A 23650-nucleotide genomic window follows, 5' to 3' on the forward strand; every position below is an offset into this window, starting at 1 on the left:
GACCGACGCCGACGGTGCGTGGCGCATCGTCGGCGTCCTCGACTAGGGGTACTCATGAACACCTTCCTGACCTTCACCATCGTGGGGTTGGTGCTCGGATCGGTCTATGCCGTTGCCGCCTCGGGCCTCGTTCTCACCTACAACACGTCGGGCATCTTCAATTTCGCGCACGGCGCGCAGGCGATGCTGGGGGCGTTCGCCTTCTGGCAGCTGCGTTACGGCTGGGGGCTGCCCACCCCGGTCGCGCTGATCGTCACCCTCGGCGTCCTCGGCCCGCTGATGGGCCTGTTGCTCTACGTCCTGATCATGCGCGGCATGCGGGACACCGCCGAGGTCACCAAGATCGTCGTGACGGTATCGATCCTGCTGGGCATGGTGTCGGTGTCGCACTGGTTCTGGCATCCCGAGACCGCGCGCACGATGTCGATGTTCTTCGGCGATCGCAGTGGAATCGAACTGTTCGGCGTCTCCGTCCGGTACCACGAGCTGATCTGCATCGCGGTCGCGATTCTCGTCGCGGTCGGGCTCCGGATCATGTTCACCCGCACGCGTGCCGGAGTCGCCATGCGTGCTGTGGTGGACGACCCGGACCTGCTGCGGCTCAACGGCCACGATCCGGACCGGCTCGCGGCGCTGTCGTGGGCGATGGGATCCACACTGGCGGTTCTGGCCGGCATCCTGGTGACACCCATCAACGGTGGCACGCTCGAAGCGAACATGCTGACGCTGCTGGTCATCGACGCGTTCGCCGCGGCGATGTTCGGCCGGTTGCGCAGCATTCCGCGAACCTTCGCCGGTGCGCTGTTCCTCGGATTGTCCGCCACGTATGTGCTCGCATACTTCCCGACCGCGTGGACGTGGACATCCAACCTTCGGGTGTCCCTGCCGATGATCGCGCTCTTCGTGGTGCTCATCGTGCTTCCGCAGGACCGTCTGCGCGGAGCCGTGACCCGCACCCGCGAGCGGTACCACGTGCCGTCGGTGCGCAAGGCCGTGATCTGGGCGGTGGCGCTCGTCGTCATCGTCTACGCGATCCGGTTGCTGATGGTGACCTCGGCGATCACCACGCTGACGATCGGCATGACGTTCGCGATCATCGCCCTGTCGCTCACGCTGCTGACCGGCTACGCGGGCGAGCTGAACCTGGCGCCGGTCTCGTTCGGCGCGATCGCCACCATCGTCGCGTTCCACTTCGGGATCTCCGGGACGGGACTGGCCGCTCACCTGAACCTGTGGGGTGTGGCGCTCGGTGTCGCGGTCGCGGCACTGGTCGGTGCTCTCATCGCGCTTCCGGCACTTCGCCTGCGGGGGCTGTATCTGGCGCTGGCGACCATGGCGTTCGGGGTGTTCCTGTCGAACATGGTGCTTCGCGACACCACCCGCCACGAGTTGTTCGGCGTCGAATTCTCGTTGTTCACCGACGGGAACATCGCGATCCCGCCGCTGCGGGTGGGTCCGCTCGACCTCGCCGACGACACGGTCTTCCTCATGACCGTGACCGTGATCTTCGCGGTGCTCGGCGTCGCAATCGTCGCGCTGCGCAACAGCGGATACGGTCGGCGCCTCGCGGCGATGAAGGACAGCCCGGCGGCCGCGGCCATGCTCGGGCAGAGCCTCGTGAGACTCAAGCTCGGCGTCTTCACCCTCTCGTCCGCCATCGCCGGGCTCGGTGGCCTGTTCATGGCCAGCGCGATGGGATCGGTGTCCAACGAGAGCTTCTCGATCATGGTGAGTCTGTCGCTGCTCATGCTCACGGTGGTGGCCGGTATCGGGTACGTCTCGGGTGCCCTGTTCGGCGGCCTGCTCTCGGGTGTCGGATTCGCCGTCATCATGGCGTCGTTCTCGAACCTGGCGTCGGCGCAGCCGGAACTGTCGGGGCTGTGGACGTTCCTGGGCCACGTCGCCGCGGTGAGCCCGGCGCTGATCGGTATCGGTGTCGCGGCCAATCCCAGCGGCAGTGTTCACCAGATGGTGGAGGGCTACCGCAGCCTCGCGAACGCGAAACCCGTGCTGGCAGGCGGGGCGGCAGTGGTGCTCGTGTCGTACGTGCTCGCCCTGACCGGGGCGCTGGACAACTGGTGGTTCGCGTCGATCACGATCGCGACGGTGTTCCTCCTTCCGGTCGCCGGGCAGATGTTCATGCCGGAAGCGGTGCTCGGTGAGGACGAGGCGGAACGACGCAGGCCGCTGAACCCGGATCGGGTGGGCCTCGACGAACCGTACGGACCGGAAGTCCGTGACGAGATCGACCGGGAACTGGGAATTGCCGAGCAGCTTCAGTCGGCCGGTCGACGGGAACAGGAGCTGACCACTCATGGATGAGACACCGCTTCTCGAAACCCGCGGTATCACAGTCCGATTCGGAGGGCACGTAGCCGTCAAGGAGGTGAGCATCGGCATCGCCGGCGGAACGGTGACCGGCCTGATCGGACCGAACGGCGCGGGAAAGACGACGCTGTTCAACACGATCACCGGACTGCAGCGGCCCACCTCCGGGTCGGTGTTCGTCGACGGAGTCGATGTCACCTCTGCGCCGCCCTACAAGAGGGCCCAGATGGGCTTGGCCCGGACCTTCCAGCGCCTCGAACTGTTCGTGTCGCTGTCGGTGCGGGACAACCTGCGCGTGGCCGGTGACATCCACAACGCGAACGGCGGGAGCCGGATCGACATCGAAGCCGAGACCGAGCGGCTCCTGGCACTGACGGGGCTGGAAGACATTGCGGACCGCGATGTCTCGGACATCCCCACCGGACGTGCTCGCGTGGTCGAGGTCGCGCGGGCACTGATGACCGCACCGCGGATCCTGCTGCTCGACGAACCGGCATCCGGTCAGACCGAGCAGGAAACCGAGCAGTTCGCCACCCTGCTGGGCGAGCTCGCCGCCGGCGGGCTGGCGATCTGCCTCGTCGAGCACGACATCCCGCTGGTCATGAAGATCTGCTCCACGATCCACGTTCTCGACTACGGCGCGGTACTCGCGAGCGGGCCGCCGGACGAGATCAAGAACGACCCGGCAGTGATCAACGCCTACATCGGCACCGAGGAGGAGGCCGTATGAATCCAGGACCGTTGCTCGAACTGTCCGGTGTCCGTGCGGGATACGGGCCCATCGAGGTACTGCACGGTGTCGATCTCGTGCTCGATCCCGGTGCGGTGGTCGCGTTGCTGGGCCCCAACGGCGGCGGCAAGACCACGACCTTGAAGGTGTGTTCCGGTATCCAGCCGGCGACAGCGGGCGAGTTCCGGCTCGCCGGACGCGCCGTGAACGGCGTGTCCGCGGCGGACCTTGCGCGCCTGGGGGTCTGCTCGATCCCGGAAGGTCGCGGCATCTTCCCCAACCTGACGGTTCGGGAGAACCTGTGGATCGCCACGGGAACGGGTGCCTCGCTCGCCGAACTCGAAGAGGTGGCGTATACGCGGTTCCCGATTCTCGGGCAGCGGCGGACCCAGCTCGCGGGATCGATGTCCGGCGGCGAACAGCAGATGCTCGCCCTGTCCCGGGCGCTGGGAACGAACCCGACGGTGCTGCTGCTCGACGAACTGTCCATGGGCCTGGCACCCCGGATCGTTTCCCAGATCTACGACATCGTAGGCGAATTGGCGACGGAGGGGGTGTCGATCCTCGTCGCCGAGCAGTTCGCGCGGGCAGTGCTTCCCATCGCCACCAGCGCTGCGCTGATGCTGCACGGGCGGGTGGTGCGCACGGGCGACCCGGTGGAGATCGAAGAAGAACTGTCAACCAGCTATCTAGGAGGATGAGATGACCACTGTGGTCGACGAACGACGCGAACAATTCAAGAAGGACGTGGCCGCACTGGGACTGGACACCGGGAAGACCGGTCCCCGGGGAACGGGCAGGATCGTCGGTCTGGCGCTGATGATCGTCGGTGCGGTGGCGGCATTCGTCGTCTACATCGCCTCGCTGACGCTGTCGGACCTGCGCGACCTCGCGTCGTACCAGTTGCTGAGCCTCGGATTCGTCGCGGTCACCCTGATCGGCGCCGCGGTGTACATCGCAGCCGTGGTGTCGCGCGTGCTGAGTCTGTGGCTGGTGCGGCAACTGCTCGAGAGCAGCGCCCAGGCCGAGAGGATCACCGAGGCGCTGGCGCGCAACGACGACTGAACGCCGAGGTCGACTCGTCCTCGACAGAACCGCGGAAGGCCTGCCCCGAATCCGGGGCAGGCCTTCCGCGTGTCGGGTCCCGGGCAGGTGTCAGCTACCCGCTGCGACGAGACCGGTCGTGATGTCGGCGAGAATGTCGTCGATGTGCTCGATGCCCACGGCCAGACGCACGAGGCCCGGCGTGACACCGGCGGCGAGCTGCTCCTCGGCGGTGAGCTGCGAGTGGGTCGTCGACGCGGGGTGGATGACCAGCGAACGCACGTCGCCGATGTTGGCGACGTGGCTGTGCAGGGTCAGCGCGTTGACGAACTTCTTGCCGGCGTCGACACCGCCCGCGAGTTCGAACACGACGATCGCGCCCGCACCGCGCGGCGCGAGCTGCTTGCCCCGCTCGAACCACGGCGACGATTCCAGGCCGGCGTACGACACCGACGTGACCTCGGGCCGGGACTCGAGGAACTCCGCGACCCGCTGGGCGTTGGCGACGTGCCGCTCGACCCGCAGCGACAGGGTTTCGAGGCCCTGCGCGATGAGGAACGCGTTGAACGGTGCGACGGCGGAACCGAGATCGCGGAGCAGCTGGACGCGGGCCTTGAGCGCGTACGCCGGGGCACCCAGGTCGGCGAACACGACACCGTGGTAGCTGGGGTCGGGCGTGGTGAAGTTGCTGTGGCGCCCCTGCGTCCAGTCGAAGGTGCCGCCGTCGACGATGACACCGGCGATCGCGGTGCCGTGGCCGCCCAGGTACTTGGTGGCCGAATGCACGACGATGTCGGCGCCGTGCTCGAGCGGACGCAGCAGGTACGGCGTGGCGACCGTGTTGTCGACGATCAGCGGCAGGCCATTGTCGTGTGCGACGCCGGAGATACCGGGAACGTCGAGGATGTGGTTCTTCGGATTGGCGATGGTCTCGCCGTAGAACGCCTTGGTGTTCGGGCGGATCGCCGCGGCCCACTGCTCGAGGTCGTCGGGGTCCTCGACGAAGGAGACCTCGATGCCCAGCTTGGGCAGGGTGTAGTGCAGCAGGTTGTAGGTGCCGCCGTACAGGTACGGGCTGGCGACGATGTGGTCGCCGGCCTCGGCGAGGTTCAGGATGGCGAAGGTCTCGGCGGCCTGGCCGGAGGACAGCAGCAGCGCCGCGACGCCACCTTCGAGAGCCGCGATGCGCTGCTCGACCGCGTCCTGAGTGGGGTTCATGATTCGGGTGTAGATGTTGCCGGGCTCGGCGAGACCGAACAGCGCGGCCGCGTGATCGGTGCTGTCGAAGGTGTAGCTGGTGGTCTGGTAGATCGGCAGGGCGCGCGCCTTGGTGTCGCCACCGGCCGGCTGGCCCACGTGGATCTGCTTGGTTTCGAAACTCCAGCCCGCCGTGGGGTCCACGGCGTCGGGGGTGGTCTCGCTCATGGGTGCTGCTCCGTACTACTCGATATTTCGGGGATCTCGGGAAGGTTCTCCGGTGGCCCACCGGCATCGTGTCACCGCATACGGCGGTGACCGACACGTCGGCCGGCGCGGACACTCTGGGGACGATCGGGTGGGGTCGCTCAGCGACCCGGACACCCGCAGATACACATGTACTGCGCACAGCGGCGCACCGACGGACCGCCCGTCAGGCGTACTCGCGTGTTGGTCACGGACCCGACAATAACCGGTGAGCGCGATCCCGACCAGTGTTCGGGGGCGCGTCGCGCCGGATCGGGGCACGTCTTTCAGGCTGTTTCGAGGACCGTCCGGACCGGCGTTGCATTGCGGGTGAGGTCGAGTACCGGGCAGTGAGCGTCGACCGCTTCCTGCAGTTCCAGATACCGTTCCCGCGATTCCGGGCCGGTGAGAGTGACGACGACGCGTACCTCGCCGAACCCCGCACGGACGGAGTCGTCGAAGCCGAAGAATCCGCGTACGTCCAGATCGCCTTCGGCGTGGGCGGTGATGCCGTCGACGGTGATTCCCAGTTTGTCCGCCCACACCCGGTACGTCACGACCTGGCAGGAGAGCAGCGAGGCGAGGTAGTACTCGACCGGGTTGGGGGCGGTGTTCTCACCGCCGAGCGCGGGCGGTTCGTCGACCTCCACCTCGAACCGGCCGAGCGTCACTGTGCTCGCGACCGTCGAGTGTGCTCGGGCGTCGGCGCGGAACACGACCGCTGCCTTCGCCGGGTCGTCGGTCACGGCGTCGTGGTTGGCCGTGACGACGGACTGCAGATGGGAGACGGGTGCTGTGGTCATGATGGTCCTTCGATGGCGATTCCGGTGGGAGCATCGCGACGGAACCATATTTCCGACCAACTCGCTAGGTAATTGCGCGGACCAGTTTTCCCGGGTGCCGCAGTTGCGGTGCTCGGTCCGGGCGGTGTGCGGCGTCCGGGCGCGGTGCACGCACGCCTCGCGCCGAGCGTGTGAGGCGTACGCTCGGCGCGAGGGTGCGGATCGTCGAGACAACCTGCACAGCAATGGTTTTCGGAGTTCTTCGATCCGTCGGGTCAGAGCAGGTGGACCTTCTTGTACAGGATCTTCGAGGGACCGCCGACCAGTCCGACGCTGTCGAGGAACGTCATGAGCTTGGCACCGGACTTGCGGACGCGATCGTGGTAGTGCGTGTTCGCCTTCGCCTCGGCGACGGCACGGTCGCGGTCGAGGCCCGCGTTGGTGTAGACCTCCTCGCGGATCATGCTCTTGACCACGAAGTACACCGTGACGGCCGTATTGATCCGCTCGAGCTGGAGGCGGAGCTTGCTCGCGCCGGACAGTCGCCGTGCGACCTCCTCGCGGGCGAAGCGGATGTGCCGGGCCTCCTCGAGGACGTGGATCTTGCTGACCGTACGGGTGACCGGTTGCACTCGTTCGTCGCGCATGAAGTCGCGCTGCATCATGTCGAGAATCTCCTCGGCGGCCATGACGCTGGCGTAGGCGTTGGCGCCGCGGAAGAAGCCGCCCCAGAGCCGGCCCAGACGGTGGATGTACGGTGCGGGCCCGTAGCCGGGCATACCGAGGCGCTCGCCCGCGCGGGCGAACATCACCGAGTGGCGGCACTCGTCGGCGACCTCGGTGAGGGCGAACTGCACGTGGCGCGAGTGCTTGTTGCGGTTGTAGACGTCGCGCAGCAGCATCTGCATGAGCAGGATCTCGAACCACAGGCCGACGCTGGAGACGCTTGCGGCCTCGTGCTTGGTCAGTTCGATTCGCTGCTCGTCGGTCATCTCGTCCCACAGCGCGGTGCCGTACAGCGTGCTCCACTCGGGGGTCATGCCGTACTTGTCGTCGGGGATCGGCGCCTCCCAGTCGACCTCGATCATCGGGTCGTACGACTTGCGGGCGACCGAGGCCAGCAGCCGCCGGGCTGTGTCCTCGCGGTCCGACAGAGCCACCTTCGGCACGAATCCCCTGGTGGTGGCGGTATCGGCAACATCCTGGGGGCGCGTGAGCGATGCGGTCATGTCTCCACCTTTAGTGTGACGGACGGTAACTGTTAATCCGAGGCTACAGTGAGTGTCGTCACGGCACAACGGTCGAGTGCACGATCGCCGAAGATCGAGGCGGACGAGCACGCAGAAACAGGGGAGGGGGACGTGCCGCCGCACGCCTCCCCCGGGTGCGTCACCGGGACCGATGTCACTGGACCCGCCCGTCGAGCCGCAGGCACAATCGACGGAACCGAGACAAATGGAGGACTGTCACCATGTGTTACCCCGTCACCTGTCCCGCATGCGGCAAGACCGGCTGGGAAGGATGCGGCCAGCACGTCGACGACGTGATGCGCGAGGTACCCGTCGCCGAACGGTGCACGTGCGCCGGCAAGGCCGGCGCCGGACGCTGACGGCGGATCCGCGAACCGGGATCAGCTCGGTTCGCGGACCTTCGAGGCCCGGGAGCGGCCCGGGGAGAGGAACACAGCGACCGCGGCACCGATCGCGAGGATCACTGCGATCGCCCACGACGCCTGCTGCATCCCGTCGAGGAACGCCGAACGGGCCAGGTCCGCGAGTTCGTCTCCGCGCGGCCCGGCCGCCTCGGCGACCTTCAGCGCCGACGCCAGCGAATCCGACACCGCGGTGCGTGCGGTGGGGTCGGGAATCATCTCGGCGACCGGCTCGATCTTCCGGCCGTACATCGCGGCGAGCATGCTGCCCGCGACCGCGACCCCGATCGCGGCGCCGAGCTCGCGGGTAGCGTCGTTGACCGCCGAGGCCACGCCCTGCTTGTCGTCGGGTGTGCTCGACACGATCGCGTGTGTCGCCGGTGCCGAGATCATGCCCATCCCGATGCCCGGCAGCAGCAGCGCGGCGTTGATCATGACCGTCGACGACTGCGGATCCAATTCCCCGATCAGCACGAACGACGCCGCGAGGACCGCGAGGCCGCCGGCGAAGAGGATCCGGAGCCCGACCCGTGGAACCACCGGGGGGATGAGCACCGACACCGTCATCACCAGCAGGATGAGCGGGATCAGCTGGATCGACGACTCGAGCGGCGAGTAACCGAGCACCAGCTGCAGGTACTGCACGACGATGAAGAACACCCCGAACATCGCGAGGAACTGGAACAGCAACGTCAGCGCCCCGGAGCCGAACGAGCGGTCGGTGAACAACCGGACGTCGAGCAGGGGAGCGGGGGTACGCAGTTCGGTGAGCACGAAACCCGTTGCGGCAGCAAGACCCAGAACGATGCACGCGAGGACGAGTGGATCCGTCCAGCCGCGGTGCGGGCCCTCCATGAGTCCGAAGACGAACAGCCCCACCGCGAGGATCGACAGCGCGCTGCCGAGCAGGTCGGGTGGGGACTGCTCCAGTGCCCGCGACGACGCGATCGTCAGCGACGCCACGAGCAGCACCGCCGCGGCCACTGCGAAACTCACGAAAATGACGATCCACGAGCTGTATTCGAGGATCACGCCGGACACGAGCATGCCCGCGATGCAGCCCGCACCCGCGGTCCCGGCCCAGATGCCGACCGCCCGTGCGCGACGTTCCTCGGGGAACCCGGCGGTGATCACCGACAGGGTCGCCGGCATGACCAGCGCCGCGCCCAGCCCGGCCAGGCCGCGCGCGACGACGATCCACGTCGGACTGTCGAGTACGAGCGGCAGCGCCGACGCCACGGCGACGATCGCCAGGCCCGCGACCAGCACGCCGCGGCGGCCGTAGCGGTCGCCGAGCGCGCCCGCCGGGAGCAGGAACGCCGCGAGCACGAGTGTGTAGCTGTCGACGATCCAGGTCAGCTGACCCTGCGTCGCACCGATGTCGACGGCGATGTCGGGCAAGGCCATGTTCAGCGACGCCATCGCGGCGACGACGAGAGCCACCGCCGCGCACGCGACGACCAGCAACCACATCTGCGCACGCGTCAGGCGGGATGGTGGTTCCAGCGTCGCTGTCGCTGCGGAGCTGGTCGTACCTTCTTCTGACGTTTCGGACACGAGCCGGCCTTCCCGGAGCGGGGTCACGGAGAAACGAGACTGTCGGTATCGTAGCCGAACTGTCGGTATCACAGGCAAGAGCGATTGCGAACGGATACAACTGTGGGCGTGAGCACCCAGCCCCTCCCGGCACCCGGCGACGGCCCCGAGCAGGCGCCGGCGGCCGGCGGACGGAACCGTGACGACGAAGACCCCCGTAAGGCGAGATCGCGGGCACGGCTGCTCGATGCCGCGACCGCTCTGCTCGCGAAGGGCGGAGCCGAAGCCGTCACCATCGACGCGGTGACCGGACTGGCACGCGTCGCGCGCGCAACCCTGTACCGGCATTTCGCCGGCGGTGAGGAACTCGTCGCGGCGGCCTTCGCGCGGATGTTGCCGCCGATCCCGCCGGTCCCGGACGGCGACCTGCGCGACCAGCTCGTGGCGCTGGTCGTCGCGCAGGCACGCGTCCTCGACGAGATCCCCATCCCGCTGACGGCGATGTGCTGGATGGGGCTCGGTCCGGGACTCGGCGACTACTCGAGCGCCGAAGCACTGAGCAACGACCGCCCGGAACTGCTCTCGTTGCGCGAGCGTCTCGTCGAGCGGTACCGCGAGGCGTTCGACCGGGTATTCGACACCGCCACCGCGCGGGAACTCCTCGGTGATCTCGACTACGACCTCGCGCTCGCGCAGCTGCTGGGGCCTGTCGTGTTCACCAAACTCGCAACACTGCCGTCACTCGACCGTGCGGCGTGCGCGCGGGTCGTCGACGACTTCCTGGCCGCCCGCGGGTACCGCCCGGTCACGGACGGGCCGCGCGCAGTACCGACGGCCGCAACCGATGAAAGTCCTTGACACGCAGGTTCCGGATCGAACGCACCTGGAACTCGCCGGACGTGTCGAGCAGGTCGGCCAGCGCCGAATCGACGAGGACCGTGCCGGGACGGGCCACACCGGTCAGCCGGGCCGCGATGTTGACGACCGAGCCGAACAGGTCACCGAACCGTGCCAGTGCAGGGCCCCACGCCAGCCCGACCCGCAGATCCGGGGTGTCCTCCCGGGCACCGAACGATTCCTGCAGCGCCAGCGCGATGCGGGCACCGTCGGCGGGATCCTCCGCCGCGAACATCACCTCGTCGCCGACGGTCTTGATCACCCAGCCATGCCTCTGCGCGATGACGGTGGCGACCGCGGACTCGAACTCCTCGAGCAGATCGCTGAGTTCGTCGGCCTCGATGCGACGGGTCAGGCGCGTGTAGCCGACCATGTCGGCGAAACCCACGACGAGATCGCGGCTCGCCGGTTCTCCGCCGGCGCGCACGATGTTGCGTTGGGTCGTCGCGACCAGGTGGCGTCGCCACACGAACATCTGGGTCTGCTCGACCATCTGCAGGACGTCGTGCAGCAGCGAACCGACGAATGCGTCGACCTCCGCATCGGTCGGGTCGGTCCCCGCGTAGGCGGCGTCGAGCCGGTCGAGCAGGTGGGAGTTGAGCAGGGAGACCTGCCATTCGGCGAGCCGGGACATCGACCGGCCGAGTGACCGCGCGGCCGGAACCTCCATGTCGGGGGTCACCGCCCCGCTGGACACCAGCGCCGCGATGTTCCGCAGCGCCTGCACATCCCCGTCGGTGAACATCACCGCGCCGGGATCCGGATCCACGGCGAAACCCAGTGCCTGCCACAAGCGTTGGGCTCGTTCGGCCGAGACACCGGCGAGTTCGGCGGCCCGCTGCCGGGTGTAGCAGCGGTCGCCGCCGAGAAGGGACCGTTCGAACGCGCGCTGGATCCTTGCCGACGATTCCCCACCGGACATCACCACCGTCGTCTCCGTCCCGGGGTCGCCGGCTCGCTGCTCCGAAGCCTCCACGCCTGTCCTCCCTCACCGCCGCCGGGTCGGCCCCGGCGACCCGCTCGACGAACACCGCCACCCCCCGCACACCCGCGCGACTCCCCGAAGAGTCGCACATTTGCGTGTCGTACCTGTGTGCGACAGTGTTCGCGATCCACCCACCCGGGGACCGATCCACCCGAAGCCAGGAAGGACGTGGCATGCCGCCCCGCAGACGAGCCGGAGCCGACCACCTCAGCGACGAGCAGCTTGCCGAGTTGACCACCGCGCTTGCCGAGGACCGGCGCGCGACCGTCTATCTCATCGAGGGTATTCCGAGTCTGGGTATCGAGCCGGGGGCATCGGCGAAAGTCATCGGAATCGACGGTCGCACGGTCACGGTCCGGCCCAAGGGCGTCAACGACGAACTGCCCTTCGAATTCGACGAATTGCGCATGACCCGGCCGGCCACAGCGTCGAAGACACGGTCGGCGGAATCCACCCGGGCCGCATCGCGGCCGGCCGCGAAACCGGCACCCGCTCCGGCGCCGAAACCCGCTTCCCCCGCTCCGGCGCCGAAACCTGCCACCTCGCCCGCGCCGGCGCCGAAACCCGCCACGAAGGAGACCTCCGTGCCCACATCCCCAGCGCAACCCGCCGAGCCGGCGCCGAAGCCCAAGCCCGCGGCCCGCCGGCCGAAGAAGCAGCCCGGTGTCAGCATTACGATCACCATCGATCCGGACAACGAATGGACGGTGGCGGTCGCGCACGGCGCACGGCGGGTCGGCAAGCCTGCTCCGGTCGGCCCGGACGCGGTCGAACGTGCCGTGCGGGAGCTGGGGGACGAGACCGCTCTCGAGGCGGTGCAATCGGTGATCGACGAGGCGCGGCAGGCCGCGGAGGAGCGGGTCGCTCAGCTGAGTGCTCAATTGGAGGAAGCCAAAAAAGCGCTGGAGACCCTCGGAGCGACCGGCGGCCAGATAGGCTGATCTGCTGACGCGGCCTTTCGTGGCCGGGCGGGAGGGCGTGATGTTCAAGAAGTGGGCGATGGTGTGCGCGGCGGCGATTGCGCTGGTCGGAGGTGGTACCGGGGTTGCGACGGCGGTGCCCGGCGGGGTACCGCTGGGCGGCGGGTCTGGCATCACCCTCGGTGACGGAACCGCCGACATCTTCGATTGCACCCTGACCACGATCGGATACGACGCTGCCGGGCGTCTGGTCGGATTCACCGCGGCCCACTGTGGTGGACCGGGCGCGACGGTCAAGGCCGAGCGCAACCCGGGCGCAGGCGTCGTCGGCCGCGTCGTCACCAGCAACGAGGCGCTCGACTACGCCGTGATCCAGTTCGATCCCGGTAGGGTCGACCCGGTGAATCGGGTCGGGAACGTCACGATCACCGAAGTGGGTGCGCCGGCCCAGTTCCCGAACCTGGCGTGCAAGGAGGGCCGCACCACCGGCAACACGTGCGGTGTCGTGTGGGGCGACGTGTTCGGTTCCCAGGAGACGTGGACCCAGATCTGCGTCATCGAAGGCGATTCCGGAGCGCCGCTCGTCGTCGGTACGACTCTCGTCGCGATGGTCAACGCCTACCTGGCTGCGCCGTGCATCGGGCCGGAGGTCGGCACCAACTTCAATACGATCCTTGCTGATGTCAACGCGGGTGGCGGTGCCGGCAGCGGGTTCCGGCCCATCTGATTCCCGTGCTCGTGCGCGGTTTCGGTAGCGGCCGCTACCGAAACCGCGCACGAGGGGGTCAGCCGCAGACGGCCCCGATCGAAGCGGAGCCGACCAGTTTCGTGTATTTCGCCAGGACCCCGCGGGTGTACCTGGGCGGCAGCGGTTCCCAGCCATCGCGGCGCTGCCCGAGTTCCGCGTCGTCGACGAGAACGTCGAGCGTGCCGTTCGCGACATCGAGCCGGATCCGGTCGCCGTCGCGGACGAACGCGATCGGGCCGCCGTCGACGGCTTCCGGTGCGACGTGCCCGACGCACAACCCGGTGGTGCCGCCGGAGAACCGGCCGTCGGTGAGCAGCAGGACGTCCTTACCGAGGCCGGCGCCCTTGATGGCGCCGGTGATGGCGAGCATCTCCCGCATCCCCGGACCGCCCTTGGGACCTTCGTAGCGGATGACCACCACGTCCCCGGCGGTGATGGTGCCGTCCTCGAGGGCGTCCATCGCGGCGCGTTCCCGTTCGAAGACCCGGGCGGTGCCCTCGAAGACCGATTCGTCGAAACCCGCTGACTTGACCACCGCACCCTCCGGGGCGAGCGAGCCCCGCAGGATCGTGATGCCGCCGGTGGGATGGATCGGGTCGCCGAGCGCGCGCAGCACCTTGCCGTCCGGATCCGGCGGGGCGATGTCGGCGAGGTTCTCCGCGACGGTCCGTCCGGTGACGGTCATGCAGTCTCCGTGCAGCAGACCGGCGTCGAGCAGGGCTTTCATCACCACGGGCACACCACCGATGTGGTCGACGTCCTTCATGACGTGCGCCCCGAACGGTTTGACGTCGGCGAGGTGCGGGACCCGCGCGCCGACCCGGACGAAATCGTCGAGGGTCAGTTCCACGTCGGCTTCGTGCGCGATCGCCAGCAGGTGCAGCACCGCGTTGGTCGAACCGCCGAACGCCATCACCACCGCGATGGCGTTCTCGAACGCCTCCGCGGTGAGGATGTCTGCGGTGGTGATGCCGCGGCGCAGCAGTTCGACGACGGCCTGCCCGCTCCGCCGCGCGAAGCCGTCGCGTCGCCGGTCGGTGGCAGGCGGCGACGCGCTGCCGGGCAGTGACATCCCGAGTGCTTCCGCGGCACTGGCCATCGTGTTCGCGGTGTACATCCCGCCGCACGCACCTTCGCCCGGACAGATCGCCCGTTCGATGGCATCGAGGTCGTCGCGGGACATCAGACCGCGTGCGCATGCGCCGATCGCTTCGAACGCGTCGATGATCGTCACATCGCGTTCGGTGCCGTCGGACAGTTTCGCGGTACCGGGCAGGATCGACCCGGCGTAGAGGAACACCGAGGCCAGGTTCAGGCGCGCGGCGGCCATGAGCATTCCGGGCAGCGACTTGTCACATCCCGCGAGCAGCACCGATCCGTCGAGCCGCTCGGCCTGCATCACCGTCTCCACGCTGTCGGCGATCACCTCGCGCGACACCAGCGAGAGGTGCATCCCCTCGTGGCCCATCGAGATACCGTCCGAGACGGAGATGGTCCCGAACTCGAGCGGATAGCCGCCGGCCGCGTGCACTCCGTCCTTGACGGCCTGCGCCAGCCGGTCCAGCGACAGGTTGCACGGGGTGATCTCGTTCCACGACGAGGCGACACCGATCTGCGGTTTGTCCCAGTCCTCGTCGCCCATGCCGACGGCGCGCAGCATGCCGCGGGACGCGGCCTTCTCCAGTCCGTCGGTGACGTCGCGGCTACGGGGTTTGACGTCGGGGTCGCCTGTGCTCATTCGGTGTCTCCTCGTCGGGGGTCGCGGCCGGTCAGGGCGAGCAGCCGGTCCTGCAGCGGTGCGTCGTCCGGCACCGGGACCGGGGCGGCGAACAGGCCGCTCGATGCGAGCATGTCGCGTTGGGTCTCCAGGTCCGCCCACACCGCCGCGACCAGGTCCGGGTCGAGACGGTCGTCGCCGCCGACGCCCCGGGCGAGATCCCACGTGTGGATCGCGATGTCGGCGACCTGCTGTTTCAGGTAGCTGAGGCAGGGCACGACACCGTAGGACAGGTGCACCGGTGCATCCGGCGCGGTCGCGGCCCAGGCGGTGCTCGCGGACTCGGCGTAGCGGGACCATTCGGCCCGCAGGTCGTCGCCGATCGGGGCGAGGGAGGCCTCGGCGTCGGCGACGGTCATGCCGGACAGCAACGGCGGTATCCACCGCTGTTCGTCGACGACGTGCTCCACCAGTGCGGCGACGTCCCATTCGGTGTCCGGAGTGGGCGCTGCCCAGTCGGTGATCCTCGCCAGCCGCTCGGTGAATCCGCGGGTGGCCGTGCGCTGCAATTCGAGCCAGTCGAATGACATGAACCCAGCCTAGGGCCGACCGTGATGGGATCACCGCGATTTCAAGTCCTGCCGGTGCGGGGGATTTCGGGAAGGATCGAACGACGGATATGTGCCCCGGGCGCCCGTGCGCTCGGGAATCGAGGAATCACGAGGAGAGTTCATGCCCGTCCCCACCGTCGAACTGGCCCCCGGCCTGACCGTCAGCGCGCAGGGCTACGGCGCCATGTCGGTCGCCCCCGTCTACGGCGGGACCGATCCCGGCGAGGCCCTGGCGACCCTGCATCACGCGGTCGATCTGGGCGTGACGTTCATCGACACCGCCAACGTCTACGGCGACGGACTCAGTGAGACTGTGGTCGGCAAGCTGCTGAAGGACCGCCGCGACGAGGTGCAGCTCGCCACCAAGTTCGGTCTGGTCGGCGCGCTCGGTGGCAGCACGCCCGCCGGGAACCGCCGTATCAACGGTCGTCCCGAGTACGCCCGCCAGGCGATCGACGAGTCGCTGCAGCGGCTCGGTGTCGACAGCGTCGACCTGTACTACCTGCATCGCGTCGACCCGGAGGTGCCCATCGAGGAGACCGTCGGTGCGCTGGCCGAACTGGTCCGCGCCGGCAAGATCCGGCACATCGGGTTGTCGGAGGCGACCGGCGACGAGCTGCGTCGCGCCCATGCCGTTCATCCGATCGCGGCGATCCAGTCGGAGTGGAGCATCGTCTCACGGGACGTCGAGAAGCACGTGGTGCCGGCAGCGGCGGAGCTCGGCATCGGGTTCGTGCCGTACTCGCCGGTGAGCCGCGGCCTGCTGACCGACGCGTTCGACGCCACGCAGGTCGAGGAGAAGGATCTGCGTCGCCGCTTCCCGCGCTTCGCGGAGGACGCGCTGCCGGGGAATCTGAAGGTGCGCGGCGAGGTTCGCGCGGTCGCCGACGAGCTCGACGCGACGATCGCCCAGGTGGCACTGGCGTGGCTGGACGACAAGGCACGGACGTTCGGACTGCCGTCGGTGTCGATCCCGGGCACTCGCTTCGCGGAGCGGGTCACCGAGAATGTCGGGGCGCTGGACGTGACGCTCGACCGGGAGCAGGTCGGCCGGTTGGACGCGCTGGCGGATCTGGTGGTCGGGGCGCGCGCCGCCGACCCGACATGGGTGTCCCTCGGCCGCGAGTAGTTCCGGAAAGTAAACGACCCGGCGGTATCGTCGACACATCATGAAGCGCGTGTGGCTGGTCTGGGGAATCGGAGTTTTCGCCTACGTCGTCGCGGTGCTGCATCGCACGGCGTTCGGAGTCTCGGGTTTGGCCGCAACCGAGCGATTCGACGTCTCGCCGTCCGTGCTCTCCGGGTTCGTCGTTCTGCAGATCGTGGTCTACGCGAGCATGCAGATCCCGGCGGGCGTGCTGCTCGACCGATTCGGTTCACGCATCATGATCGCGTCGGGCGCCGCGATCATGGCGATCGCGCAACTCGTCCTCGCGACCACGGAATCGCTGCCGCTCGCCTACGCGGCCCGGGTGTTCGTCGGCGCCGGTGACGCGCTGACGTTCATCTCGGTGCTGCGCCTGGTACCGGTGTGGTTCGAGCCGCGCCGCGTACCACTGGTGTCCCAGCTGACCGGCATCCTGGGCCAGCTGGGACAGGTGCTCTCGGCGGTGCCGTTCGTCCTGATCCTGTCCGGCGCCGGCTGGACCGCGGCGTACGGGAGCGCGGCCGCGCTCGGCCTGCTCGCGTGTGTGCTGGTCGTCGCGATCGTGCGCGACGCCCCGCCGGGCGTCGAGGTCCGCTCGGAACCGGCCGGGTTGCGCGAGGTCGGCAGGCAGATCTCGGTCGTGTGGAAGCGCCCGGGCACCCGGCTCGGGTTCTTCACCCACATGGGCACGCAGTTCTCGGTCACCACGTTCGCGTTGATGTGGGGCATCCCGTACCTGCAGTCCGCGCAGGGACTGTCCGCGGCGGCCGCCGGTTCGCTGCTCACCGTGTCGGTGGCGACGGCCATCCTCGCCGGACCGATCCTCGGCGTGTTGTCCGGACGGTTCCCGAACCACCGGTCCTGGCTCGTGCTCGGCAGTGTGCTCGGCAGCCTCACCATGTGGTCGGTGGTGCTGGCGTTGCCGGGTCCGGCTCCGCTGTGGCTGCTCGTACTGTTGATCGTCGTCATCTCGGTCGGCGGCCCCGGTTCGATGATCGGCTTCGACTACGCCCGCGCCTTCAATCCGAGCACGGCGCTGGGCACAGCCAACGGCATCGTGAACATCGGCGGCTTCCTCGCGACGCTCCTCGTCGTCCAGGTGATGGGCATCGTGCTCGAACAGCTCGGCGGATACACGTTCGAGGCGTTCCGCGTGGCATGGCTGGCGCAGTATCCGATCTGGGTGATCGCGCTCACCGGGATCCTGATCTCGCGCGGCAAGGCCCGGCGCCTGGCCGGGGTGTCGCCGCGCACATTGCGTCAGGTGCTGACGGATCGATCCGGCGTCCGGCGCCGAAAGCTGGCAGACTCGAGCGAGAGCATGCTCGAGGAGGACCAGAAGTGACAGCGACGGTGGACGGCACGGATCACAGCGATCCGGTCGCCCTGCAGGAACCTGCGATCGACCCGATGGAGCATCCGCCGTTCGATCACGAACTGCCGTCCGGTGAACTCCGCCGCGATCTTCAGCGCTTCCTCATGGTGTACAAATTCGGCATCGACGAGATGATGACGAAGATCAACATCCTGCGCGACGAGTTCTCCTATGTCCACGACTACAACCCCATCGAGCACGTGAAGTCGCGGCTCAAGTCGCCGGATTCGATCCTGACGAAGGCTCAGCGCAAGGGCGTGCCGCGGAACCTCGAGGCCGTCCGCGAGAACTTCCGGGACATCGCGGGCATCCGGATCACGTGCAGTTTCACCTCCGACGTCTACCGGATCATGGAGATGATCACCCGGCAGGGCGACGTGGGTGTGGTCGAGATCGAGGACTACATCGAGCGTCCCAAACCCAACGGGTACCGCAGCGTGCACGTGATCGTCGAGATTCCGGTGTTCATGTCCGACCGGGTCGAATCCGTCTACGTCGAACTGCAGATCCGCACGGTCGCAATGGATTTCTGGGCGAGTCTCGAGCACAAGATCTACTACAAGCACGACCGCGAAGTTCCGCACGAGCTGCGCGAGGAGCTGCGTCTCGCGGCCGAGACTGCCCGCGATCTGGACCTGCGGATGGAGTTGCTGCACGAACGGGTCCACGGGAAGCTCTGATCGAATCCGCAGCGGCGGTGGATATCCGCGCGTTGTGGACGGCGCGCGGCTGTCTTTTCCGTCTGCGGATTCCGGAGAAGAACCGGCGCAGCCTAGCCGGAGGCGTCGGTGCCAGGTGTCGTGCGCACAGAGAATCCGGTATGGATCGCGGCGGCGTCCGTTGCGAGGACCAGAGGTGGGTCTGCGCGGGTGGTCACGGTCAATTGCGTCAGGTACCGGTCGTACTCGTCGTCGATCACGAGGTAGCGCGTCGCGGCGGTGAACTCCACGCCCTCGACCCGGTACGTGCCGTGAACGAACACCGACCGGTGTCCGTGGAAGTCGGTTGCCGAGGAACGCAGTTCGTTCCATTCCGGGAGCGCCAGTGCCTCGCTTCCTGCGACGTCGAGCAGCTCATCGGTGGGCCTCCACCGTGACATCCGACCGTGCAGCAGCACCGCGTTGGGGGACCAGTCGTCGATGATGTACTCAGGTGCGACGATCACCGTGTGCGCCTGAGGGAACACATCGTGTGCAACCTCGGCCCAGCCGTCGGGAAGCGGTATCGCGACGTCGGGATGGCCGGGATCACCGGGGTGTACCGAGACCAGTGCGACTTCGTGTGCATCGAGATACGCACGAAGTGTATTCGTATCGGAGAATCGGGGAATCATCGTGCTGGTTTCTGCGTCCGTGTTGCCCGTAGTCGCTCGACCAACGAAGGAGGGCGTAGAAGGCGTACGGCCCCAGCTTTTCTGAGTTCCTCGCGCTGGGTGGGATTCCGATACAGCCTTTCCAGTAGAAACAGAAGAGTATTGGGTTCCGCCACGAGTAGTTGGCACACAATTGCGAGTGTCCGATCAGAATCCTGGGGTATGCGCATCTCCATCGGCAGTACAGTGTTCGTCTGTATCTCGATGAGGGGGTTGCGAACCTCACGTGTTCCGGTTTCGACGACGAGGTCTGTCGCCGAGATCCCGGAAATCTTTTCCCAGGGGATGAAATGCTCGGTTGCCTCGAGACGCCGATGCTTCCGCGATCGAACTTGCCTGTGGATACCACTTGTGTAGATGGCGAGCGTTGTGGGTTTACGGAGAATTGCGAATACTCCCGCCACCGTGAGGAGAACGCAACCGCAGATCAGAGTGATCACTGCGCCCGCCCGATTGTCGCGTCCGTACGGCAGCAGGGTGTCGTTGCTCCCGGAGAACTCGACGATTGCCGTCACCACGCACGCGCATCCGCCGACGAAAAGCATGATTCCGAACAACATGTGTGTTGTGAGTCCGCCACGGACGACGATTCCCTCACCGTGCTCGGGGTGATGGGTGGATGAGATCCGTTGCGACAGAGTTAGATATCGTAGTCCAGCGGTTCGGAACGATACGATACCGGCGAGCCCGAAGACGAGCCCGATCGAGACAGCCCCGATTGCGGATGCGAAGTGCGTTCGGCCTGCGCCGGCGACGGCACCTTCGATGTTCCACACCGACAATGCGAGAAGGAAGATGCCCGCGAGGATCCCAGTGGGGTGGAAGTTCTGCGACCAGCGCGGCGTACTCTCGATCCTGGGTGCGCGGAGGAAGGCGGACTCGGTTCCGGTCATGTCATCGTCCGTCATTCCCACTCCTCTTGAATCTTCTTCGATGTCCACCAGGTAGCCACGCCTCCGATTGCGGTGCCGATCCCTCTGGCGATATCGTCACCCGATGCAGTCGCCGCGTTGATCAACCCTAATTTGGTCCCTTCGGCCGCTACCCCGATAGTGGTGGCCGCGGTAGTGGCCGGCCAGTCCGGCTGCCAAGAGAACTCGCCGTTCTCGGATCGAACAACTGTTCCGGGAATGGCAGCCCGTCCTGCATCTTCGAGCGCTGCTACCGCCGCGCCGATCCGGGCGGATGCCTCGATGGCGGCAGCGTCGGCCTGGACGAGCGCTTCGAGGACCGCGACGGTGAGTGCGGCCGCATCCCGCTCGAGCCGTACTCGGGCGATGCCGACGCTTCCCGGGTCCGGAAGAAGCAGTTGCAGCAGGGCGATCTGGGACGAGGCATCGACGATTCCGTCGTCGTGGACCGTGAACTGCTGTTGCTCGGCGTCGCGCACGACCGCCGTCAGATGCATGCGCGCACCTTCGACGATCACCGAACCGGTGCGATAGGCATCTGGAACCTGCAGGAGGGCCCCGGCGATCGCGCTGCCCAGCGACCGTTCACGCACGATCCTTGCTGCTGCGGAGCTTGCAGCGTCACTCTTCCAACTCTCGGCGAGTGCATCCTGATCGTCGACGAGACCTCGGAGCCGACCATCCAGTTTTTCGACGAGCCCGTCGAGGGATTCTGCTGTCGCTCGCAGTTCGTCGGGATTCCACGCGGTGACCTGCGAGACCGTCGGTGTGACCGGGGCACATCCATCGCCGAAAGCGCGGCAACGAAATCGGCTTCGTTGATCTCGTAGTCGTTCGCGAACCGTCGGCGAGGTCGGCGATTTCCAGCAAACGCGAGTACAGGTTGCTCAGGCCGAATGCGGTCGCGAGATTCGCTTGAACGCACAGGTCGGCGAAATCGGTTCCGGGAAGAGCTGATTGCGAGGCCGCGAACGGCTCGCCGACGTCCCATTCGGCTATCGCCTCGGCCGCACTCGTCACGGATGCGGCGAACGCGCGCAGCGCATCCGGATCGACTTCCAACGCCACTGTTCCCCCCGAACAGAATCCCCCGATGTGTCCGCACGAACCTTAGCAAACGACGTCATGGTAGGTGGGTGGGAGAATCAATAACGGTGAAATCCACACGGGCAGAAGGCATCCGCGCGCTGCCCGCCGCGCGCGGCTGCCTCTTCCGTCGGCGGCGCCCGACAGGGAAGCGAAAAACGCCCCCGCACTCCGGCATCGGAGGTCGCGGGGGCGTTTCGTGTAGGTGTCTACTTGTAGCTGTAGAAGCCCTCGCCGGTCTTGCGGCCGAGGCGGCCCGCGTCGACCATGCGGCGCAGCAGCGCCGGCGGCGCGAAGTGCGGCTCGGCGAACTCGTCGTAGAGCGACTGCGCGGCGTTGAGGGTGATGTCGAGGCCCACGGTGTCGATGAGCGTCAGCGGGCCCATCGGGTAGCCGCAGCCGCCCTTCATCGCGTCGTCGATGTCTTCCTTCGTCGCGTAGCCCGACTCGAGCATCCGCACCGCGGAGCACAGGTACGGGATGAGCAGCGCGTTGACGATGAAGCCGGCGCGGTCGCCCGCGCGCACCGCGGTCTTGCCGAGGGTGTTCTTCGCGTAGTCGAACACCGTGTCGGCGGTGGCCTGGTCGGTGGTGAGCGCGGAGATGATCTCCACCAGCGGCATCACCGGCACGGGGTTGAAGAAGTGCACGCCGACGACCTGGCCGGGTCGCTGTGTCGCCTGCGCCATCTTGATGACGGGGATCGACGACGTGTTCGTCGCGAGGATGCCCTCCGGCTTGACGATCTTGTCGAGCTCACCGAAGATCTCCGCCTTCAGCGACTCGATCTCGGGGGCGGCCTCGACCACGAGGTCGCGGTCCGCGAACTCGTTCATGTCGGTGGTCACGCGGATCCGCGCCAGGACCGCGTCGGCGTCCTCCTGCGTGATCTTGCCGGACTTGACGCCGCGTCCGACGGACTTGGACAGACGCTCGCGGGCCGCCGCGGCGAACTCCTCGGTCGTCTCCTTGACGAGCACGTCGCTACCGGCCTTGGCGCACACCTCGGCGATGCCGGCACCCATGGTGCCGCCGCCGATGACGCCTACCTTCTCGATTGCCACTACGAAAACTCCTGATCGTGAGATGTTCCGGCCTGAAACCTATCGGACCGGAATCAGCGAAGAAGAGCGCGCGACATGACGACACGCTGGATCTGGTTGGTGCCCTCGTAGATCTGGGTGATCTTCGCGTCGCGCATCATGCGCTCGACGGGGAAGTCGGTGGTGTAGCCGGCGCCACCGAACAGCTGTACGGCGTCGGTGGTGACCTCCATCGCGACATCGGACGCGAAGCACTTGGCGGCCGCGGAGATGAAGCCGAGGTTGCCCTCGCCGCGCTCGGCGCGAGCCGCGGAGGTGTAGACCATCAGGCGGGCGGCCTCGACCTTCATGGCCATGTCCGCGAGCATGAACTGCACGCCCTGGTTGTCCGCGATCGGCTTCCCGAACTGCTTGCGGTCCTTGACGTAGGCGAGGGCCGCGTCCAGCGCACCCTGGGCCAGGCCGACGGCCTGCGCGCCGATGGTGGGACGGGTGTGGTCGAGGGTCGCGAGCGCGGTCTTGAAGCCGGTGCCGGGCTCGCCGACGATACGGTCGCCGGGGATGCGGCAGTTCTCGAAGTACAGCTCGGCGGTGGGGGAGCCCTTGATGCCGAGCTTCTTCTCCTTCGGCCCGACGACGAAGCCCTCGTCGTCCTTGTGGACCATGAACGAGGAGATGCCGTTGGCGCCCTTGTCGGGGTCGGTGACGGCCATGACCGTGTACCACGTGGACTTGCCGCCGTTGGTGATCCAGCACTTCGAACCGTTGAGGATCCAGTCGTCGCCGTCGGCCTTCGCGCGGGTGCGCATCGACGCGGCGTCGGAGCCCGCTTCCCGCTCGGACAGCGCGTAGGACGCCATCGCACCGTTCACGATGTCCGGCAGCACCTTCGACTTGAGCTCGTCGGAGCCCCGCAGGATCAGTCCCATGGTGCCGAGCTTGTTCACGGCGGGGATCAGCGACGACGAGCCGCACACACGCGCGACCTCTTCGATGACGATGCACGCGGCGATCGAATCGGCGCCCTGGCCCTCGAACTGCTCGGGCACGTGGATGGCGTTGAAGCCGGACTTGTTGAGGGCGTCGAGGGCCTCCTGGGGGAAGCGCGAGTTCTCGTCGACGTCCTTGGCGTAGGGGGCGATCTCCTTCTCGGACAGCGCGCGGATGGCCTCACGCAGGGCGTCGTGCTCCTCGCTGAGCTTGAACAGATCGAAATCGGCGTTGAGAGCCATGAGGGTGGAAAACTCCTATCGGCACGCGGTGCCATTCGTGAGGGTGGATCCGCGCCCACTGTATCGAGTCGCAGGCGCGCGAAGTCACGGAA

Annotated in this window: 23 protein-coding genes; 11 read left to right on the forward strand and 12 right to left on the reverse strand. The window is 67.4% G+C overall.

The features are described 5' to 3' along the window. The first annotated feature begins 54 nt into the window (after window positions 1-54). From A8G15_RS21975 to A8G15_RS21990, 4 genes are read left to right on the forward strand one after another with little or no spacing between them, the layout of a single operon-like run. A complete protein-coding gene (locus tag A8G15_RS21975) occupies window positions 55-2322 on the forward strand; it encodes an ABC transporter permease (protein ID WP_068164557.1) in 2268 nt (755 codons plus the stop codon). Further along, window positions 2315-3058: an ABC transporter ATP-binding protein gene (locus A8G15_RS21980; protein ID WP_068164560.1), complete on the forward strand. Its 744-nt coding sequence runs from the start codon at window positions 2315-2317 to the stop codon at window positions 3056-3058. The genes A8G15_RS21975 and A8G15_RS21980 overlap by 8 nt, the downstream gene beginning before the upstream one ends. Next, on the forward strand, window positions 3055-3759 hold the full coding sequence (locus A8G15_RS21985) for an ABC transporter ATP-binding protein (RefSeq protein WP_068164563.1): 705 nt from the start codon (window positions 3055-3057) through the stop codon (window positions 3757-3759). Before A8G15_RS21980 ends, A8G15_RS21985 begins: the two co-directional genes overlap by 4 nt. A 1-nt stretch (window position 3760) precedes the next feature. Then, window positions 3761-4123 (forward strand): hypothetical protein, encoded by a 363-nt coding sequence (locus tag A8G15_RS21990; RefSeq protein ID WP_068164566.1) that lies wholly within the window; start codon window positions 3761-3763, stop codon window positions 4121-4123. Window positions 4124-4213: 90 nt separating this feature from the next. Here A8G15_RS21990 and A8G15_RS21995 read toward each other — a convergent pair whose 3' ends face one another. The 3 genes from A8G15_RS21995 to A8G15_RS22005 form a co-directional block, all read right to left on the reverse strand. After that, window positions 4214-5527: a bifunctional o-acetylhomoserine/o-acetylserine sulfhydrylase gene (locus A8G15_RS21995; RefSeq protein ID WP_068164569.1), complete on the reverse strand. Its 1314-nt coding sequence runs from the start codon at window positions 5525-5527 to the stop codon at window positions 4214-4216. Window positions 5528-5832: 305 nt separating this feature from the next. Then, window positions 5833-6348, reverse strand: a complete 516-nt coding sequence (locus A8G15_RS22000) for an OsmC family protein (protein WP_068164573.1) — start codon at window positions 6346-6348, stop codon at window positions 5833-5835. A gap of 254 nt (window positions 6349-6602) precedes the next feature. After that, window positions 6603-7556, reverse strand: coding sequence for an AurF N-oxygenase family protein (locus A8G15_RS22005; protein WP_068164576.1), 954 nt, complete (start codon window positions 7554-7556; stop codon window positions 6603-6605). A 242-nt stretch (window positions 7557-7798) separates the two neighbouring features. Between A8G15_RS22005 and A8G15_RS31200 the strand changes: the two genes are divergently transcribed. Beyond that, window positions 7799-7936 (forward strand): hypothetical protein, encoded by a 138-nt coding sequence (locus A8G15_RS31200; protein ID WP_169833927.1) that lies wholly within the window; start codon window positions 7799-7801, stop codon window positions 7934-7936. A 21-nt stretch (window positions 7937-7957) separates the two neighbouring features. Here A8G15_RS31200 and A8G15_RS22010 read toward each other — a convergent pair whose 3' ends face one another. Next, window positions 7958-9451, reverse strand: coding sequence for an MFS transporter (locus A8G15_RS22010; protein WP_068164956.1), 1494 nt, complete (start codon window positions 9449-9451; stop codon window positions 7958-7960). Between the two features lie 303 nt (window positions 9452-9754). On the opposite strand from A8G15_RS22010, the gene A8G15_RS22015 reads away from it, so the two are divergent. Next, complete coding sequence (locus A8G15_RS22015) at window positions 9755-10372, forward strand: TetR/AcrR family transcriptional regulator (protein WP_068164961.1); 618 nt, start codon at window positions 9755-9757, stop codon at window positions 10370-10372. Here the strand turns inward: A8G15_RS22015 and A8G15_RS22020 are convergent. Then, the gene (locus A8G15_RS22020; RefSeq protein WP_068164958.1) at window positions 10320-11333 is read right to left on the reverse strand and encodes an adenylate/guanylate cyclase domain-containing protein; all 1014 of its coding nucleotides are present in this window, start codon (window positions 11331-11333) and stop codon (window positions 10320-10322) included. The two genes, A8G15_RS22015 and A8G15_RS22020, sit on opposite strands and share 53 nt — an antisense overlap. Window positions 11334-11569: 236 nt before the next feature. On the opposite strand from A8G15_RS22020, the gene A8G15_RS22025 reads away from it, so the two are divergent. Both A8G15_RS22025 and A8G15_RS22030 read left to right on the forward strand, forming a co-directional pair. Beyond that, window positions 11570-12337, forward strand: coding sequence for a DUF6319 family protein (locus A8G15_RS22025; RefSeq protein ID WP_068164581.1), 768 nt, complete (start codon window positions 11570-11572; stop codon window positions 12335-12337). 40 nt (window positions 12338-12377) lie between these two features. Beyond that, window positions 12378-13043 carry a chymotrypsin family serine protease gene (locus tag A8G15_RS22030; RefSeq protein WP_068164970.1) on the forward strand — a complete coding sequence of 222 codons (666 nt, stop codon included), beginning with the start codon at window positions 12378-12380 and terminating at the stop codon, window positions 13041-13043. Between the two features lie 58 nt (window positions 13044-13101). Here A8G15_RS22030 and ilvD read toward each other — a convergent pair whose 3' ends face one another. Then, a complete protein-coding gene (ilvD, locus tag A8G15_RS22035) occupies window positions 13102-14802 on the reverse strand; it encodes a dihydroxy-acid dehydratase (RefSeq protein ID WP_068164584.1) in 1701 nt (566 codons plus the stop codon). Further along, entirely contained in the window at window positions 14799-15371 is a 573-nt protein-coding gene (locus tag A8G15_RS22040; protein ID WP_068164587.1) for a TIGR03086 family metal-binding protein, read from the reverse strand. Before A8G15_RS22040 ends, ilvD begins: the two co-directional genes overlap by 4 nt. A 142-nt stretch (window positions 15372-15513) precedes the next feature. Here A8G15_RS22040 and A8G15_RS22045 point away from each other — a divergent pair, with 142 nt between their 5' ends. From A8G15_RS22045 to A8G15_RS22055, 3 genes are all read left to right on the forward strand, one after another. Beyond that, a complete protein-coding gene (locus tag A8G15_RS22045; protein WP_068164974.1) occupies window positions 15514-16521 on the forward strand; it encodes an aldo/keto reductase in 1008 nt (335 codons plus the stop codon). Window positions 16522-16561: 40 nt separating this feature from the next. After that, the gene (locus A8G15_RS22050; RefSeq protein WP_068164590.1) at window positions 16562-17884 is read left to right on the forward strand and encodes an MFS transporter; all 1323 of its coding nucleotides are present in this window, start codon (window positions 16562-16564) and stop codon (window positions 17882-17884) included. 65 nt (window positions 17885-17949) lie between these two features. After that, window positions 17950-18594, forward strand: coding sequence for a GTP pyrophosphokinase (locus A8G15_RS22055; protein WP_068164980.1), 645 nt, complete (start codon window positions 17950-17952; stop codon window positions 18592-18594). Between the two features lie 92 nt (window positions 18595-18686). Here the strand turns inward: A8G15_RS22055 and A8G15_RS22060 are convergent, their stop codons facing one another. From A8G15_RS22060 to A8G15_RS22080, 5 genes are all read right to left on the reverse strand, one after another. Beyond that, window positions 18687-19247 carry an LpqN/LpqT family lipoprotein gene (locus A8G15_RS22060; RefSeq protein ID WP_068164592.1) on the reverse strand — a complete coding sequence of 187 codons (561 nt, stop codon included), beginning with the start codon at window positions 19245-19247 and terminating at the stop codon, window positions 18687-18689. Then, on the reverse strand, window positions 19244-20194 hold the full coding sequence (locus A8G15_RS30095) for a hypothetical protein (protein WP_082900083.1): 951 nt from the start codon (window positions 20192-20194) through the stop codon (window positions 19244-19246). The genes A8G15_RS22060 and A8G15_RS30095 overlap by 4 nt, the downstream gene beginning before the upstream one ends. Then, complete coding sequence (locus A8G15_RS22070; protein ID WP_068164594.1) at window positions 20191-20790, reverse strand: hypothetical protein; 600 nt, start codon at window positions 20788-20790, stop codon at window positions 20191-20193. Before A8G15_RS22070 ends, A8G15_RS30095 begins: the two co-directional genes overlap by 4 nt. A 702-nt stretch (window positions 20791-21492) precedes the next feature. Next, the gene (locus A8G15_RS22075) at window positions 21493-22341 is read right to left on the reverse strand and encodes a 3-hydroxybutyryl-CoA dehydrogenase (protein WP_068164984.1); all 849 of its coding nucleotides are present in this window, start codon (window positions 22339-22341) and stop codon (window positions 21493-21495) included. A 59-nt stretch (window positions 22342-22400) separates the two neighbouring features. Then, a complete protein-coding gene (locus tag A8G15_RS22080; protein ID WP_068164596.1) occupies window positions 22401-23558 on the reverse strand; it encodes an acyl-CoA dehydrogenase in 1158 nt (385 codons plus the stop codon). Between the last annotated feature and the right edge of the window lie 92 nt (window positions 23559-23650).

Origin of the sequence: Rhodococcus phenolicus, from assembly GCF_001646785.1 — a bacterium.
GTDB classification, from domain to species: Bacteria; Actinomycetota; Actinomycetes; order Mycobacteriales; family Mycobacteriaceae; genus Rhodococcus; species Rhodococcus phenolicus.